This window comes from Paenibacillus roseus (assembly GCF_016424485.1).
In the GTDB taxonomy this organism is placed as follows: Bacteria; Bacillota; Bacilli; order Paenibacillales; family Paenibacillaceae; genus Paenibacillus_D; species Paenibacillus_D roseus.
In genome coordinates, this window is the sequence record NZ_JAELUP010000076.1 from 20,478 (window position 1) to 24,154 (window position 3,677).

Genomic DNA, 3,677 nt, shown 5'->3' on the forward strand with positions numbered 1-3,677 from the left:
TGTTGCATCCCCAACTGTTTTTTCAAGATATGCATTTTATGAAATACCAACGTTAGGTTATTTTATTGATATAATATATCTAATAAATTTAAGCTATTATAATCCAACTTTGTAGGAGGTTATAATGTACTTCAAGTCACTTACGATTAAAAATTTTGGACCTATAGAAGATTACTCAATTAATTTTCTAACAAAAGGACTTAATATTATAGTTGGAAACTCAGCTACTGGAAAGACTCAGATGTATGGCTCTTTATTATCACTAATTCAAGGAAGAAGAGTGCTGTACTTTGATGATAAGTCAACCGAAGCTAGCTCTATAACGCTTATTTCTGAACATAAGAATGTAGTTCAGAAACATGAGTATACGTATCAAGAAAGAATTTTTTCTTGTGCTTTCCAAAACATTACAGTATCGAGAAATCTCTCTCTCTCCCCAGATACTTCTCAACTTCTTAGTATGAGACCAACATTTTATCATGGTGATATCGAGATTAGCTTACAGGAAATTGATATTACATTGATTGCTTCTCTTTTAGTCAACGAACCTAAATTATTGGAAAGCTGGTCGTTATTGAAAGAAAAATATTTATCCCAATTACAACACGCCGGTAAGGAAAAAATAGTAATTACTTCCCGTAGTGCAGAACAAGTCTTGAAATTACTAGCCGTGATCTCATATCACTCTAGATTATCTTATTCATCACCACTCATTTTAGATGAAGCCTTTGCATTACTTGATGAGCAGTTTCTCAATTTTATCTTTTTAGTACTAATGAAGTATTCACAAAAAAATCAAGTCATTTTGTTCAGTCATTTTGGATATCCAGACAAATTAAAGCAAGTTTCTTTAATGGAATTTCCTCTCTCCCAATGGAGAAAAGAAAACCGTTCTCCAATAGGATACAATTACTATAATTTAATAAATAAGCATCTACCTTTTAAACTTGAAAAGAGTGAAAGAGACTCTCCTTTAATAGTTAGATATATTAATCATTCTATTCTAAAGGATGAAGAATACCGCTATGTTGAATTTAAAGAAGTAAAAGGTAATAATCCTACGGACTCTATCCTTAGCCTCGTAGATCAATACGTTGTCGCATATTTAAATGAAAATTCAAATCATAGAGGTCGTATTTTTTGGGGTATCACAGACGAGGAACGTAAAGTAGTAGGTGTAAAATTAAACTATAAACAACGTGATGAATTGAGAAAGCGCATTTCTGAAAGATTAGGACAAATACAACCATCACTTCCCCCAAGTGTATACAGAATAAATGTAGAAAAAGTATATGATACAAAACTAAGTGAAATAGCTGACTTATGCATTATTGAAATTTCTGTTGAACCCTATCAGAATATCTACCTTTACTCTACTTCCAAAGGAGAAGTGTATATAAAAACCGATGGTGGTAAAAAGAAACTCTCTTCACTAGAACTACAACAGGAAATATTACTTCGAAGGAAAAATTAGAGTAATATAACAGATTAAATAGAAAATAACCGCCTTTAAAATGGCGGTTATCCTCTCTAATCTAGACTTTTCGTTTTTTCATTTAAATCCATATTAATAAAACCCTTGAGATCATTTCTGTAAAATTCATATTTTACAAATTCCGAAGCTATTTCCGGTGGAGTATTATCTACAATAATTATTTGCACATTATCTTGCAGTTCAATGAGAAAACTATATATCGCTCTATAACTTTGTGGGTCTAGTCTCTCATCATCAGTTACATTTGAGTTAATCCCTAAGTACTTACTCACAGTATCGAACATTAATAACCCAGGATGATTTAGTTCAGGTTGATCAATTTTAAGTTTTAATATTGCCCCAAGATATGCAATCTGAATGCACATAACTAGACCGCCGCTTTCATGATCAAACACACTTGCATCGTGATAATACGGCATGTACGAATCCGTACTAATATAGTCAACTAAAGGATTCGTTGAAAAATTAAATTTATTGAGGAGCACTCTGTACTCATTATTTAAAAACTCCAAAACTTCCTCCTCAACTTTTCCTTCAACACGCAACCCTTGTTCTTGAGCCCTTAAACTTTTCAATGTTTTATCAACAGAGCTAATTTCAAGATTTTTTTCTTCGATTTTCCTATGAACTCGAACAAATTCCTTAATTAAATTTTCATTATTTTGAAACGAAGAAATAAAGCTATTTAGAACCTCTATTTCGGCAAGAAATGGTGTTTCAATATTCTCCGAAAACTTTCTAAAAGCAACGTCATATATATCTTTTCTGCCTTTAACTTGTTCAATATATGAATTCGTCTCATTTAAAGTAGATTCATTTTGTTGAATTGAAGATGCTAAAGTGGAGATTTTTTTAGTTAATTGACTAATTGCTTGATTTATTGATTCTTGACTTTCTACAGGAAGTTTCATTTTGATCATAGAAGCACACAATGGGCAATGTTGCTCATGATGATCATATTTGTAGTGGAAGTATGCTTCTTTTGTAGCAATCATTTCCTCTAATTCCTTGTTATAGTCGTTTAAAAGATTCTTTTTACTGCTTAATGAAAAATGAATGCTCCTTCTAAGTTCTTCCATATTCGAAAGTTCTCTTGCTTGATTAATAACTTCAAGTTTGACTTCATTATATAATTTATTGTTTTCACTTTTTTTATCGTTAATTTGCTGAAGTAGTTTCTTCTTTGCCAACTTATTCTCATTAATTTTTGCGCTAATACTATTTAACTCAGTATGCAATACTAATTGATCTTCAGCATCTCGTTCCTTAAGATATTGATTTAGACTTTCTATTTCTCTCTCTAATAATTTGATTTTATTTTCATTATCGACTATTTGCTGTATAAGTGCATCTAAATCAGGATTAATCAGCTTATGAAGCAATTGAAATGTTAATTTGTTTTTAGGTCTAACAAAAGGATTTTCAGAATTCAGGAAATTTTTAGTTCCTAGCTCATGCTGATTAATATATACAAACCGAAACATGTCTCTAAAAGAAATTGATTCTGTTGTCTTTGTTGTATCATGGGCTTTGTTTTTGATCCTCTTAAATTCTGGTATTTCTAATATGTCAAGAATAAATCTGGATAAATCTTTATAATCAATTGTTTTAGGAATAAATGAAGAAATCTCCTGTGCATCTGAGTAGTAAACATAAATCTTGGAAGTATTTTGTTTTAATCCCCTTTTCAGAGTGAAAGTACTTCCCATAATTTCTAACTCTAAGAACACATAATCACAAAACTGCCCTAGTTCCTTCTGAACGTTTAAATTTATTTTTTCTTTATCACCAAGACAATAGTCTATTAATTTCAAAATAAGGGATTTACCACTATAACTATCCCCTGAAATTATATTAAGACCAGGCGAAAAAGGAAACGTTCTTTTATAATAGTCTCCCTCAACAATTAACTTCTTGATTTTAATAGATTGGATCATCTTTTTACTCCCATAATAATTTTTTCTCCCTCGACTGAATACTTGGTTTTTGTTTTAATAGTGTTTATTCGTTCTTGTAATTTTTTATAATATGAACTCTCTAGATTGGCTAAAACTTCTTTTCCCTCTGCTGTAAGTGAGCAATTAAAATCATCATTTTTATTATTTGAGATAGTAATATAATTTTGAGAATACAAATCTAATATTATTTTCTTTATCTGACTCTGGATGTCAAAATAAATATT

The 3,677-nt window shown here is 30.4% G+C and carries 3 protein-coding genes; 1 reads left to right on the top strand and 2 read right to left on the bottom strand.

Annotated features, from left to right (window positions below; translation table 11 throughout):
* The first annotated feature begins 124 nt into the window (after positions 1-124).
* On the top strand, positions 125-1,474 hold the full coding sequence (locus JFN88_RS24580) for an RNA-binding domain-containing protein (RefSeq protein ID WP_233167871.1): 1,350 nt from the start codon (positions 125-127) through the stop codon (positions 1,472-1,474).
* A gap of 56 nt (positions 1,475-1,530) precedes the next feature.
* Here JFN88_RS24580 and JFN88_RS14655 read toward each other — a convergent pair whose 3' ends face one another.
* On the bottom strand, positions 1,531-3,432 hold the full coding sequence (locus tag JFN88_RS14655; protein ID WP_199020031.1) for an SMC family protein: 1,902 nt from the start codon (positions 3,430-3,432) through the stop codon (positions 1,531-1,533).
* Positions 3,429-3,677: ABC-three component system middle component 4 (locus JFN88_RS24585; protein ID WP_233167873.1), on the bottom strand; the 249-nt coding region annotated here is incomplete at its 5' end. The genes JFN88_RS14655 and JFN88_RS24585, both read right to left, overlap by 4 nt.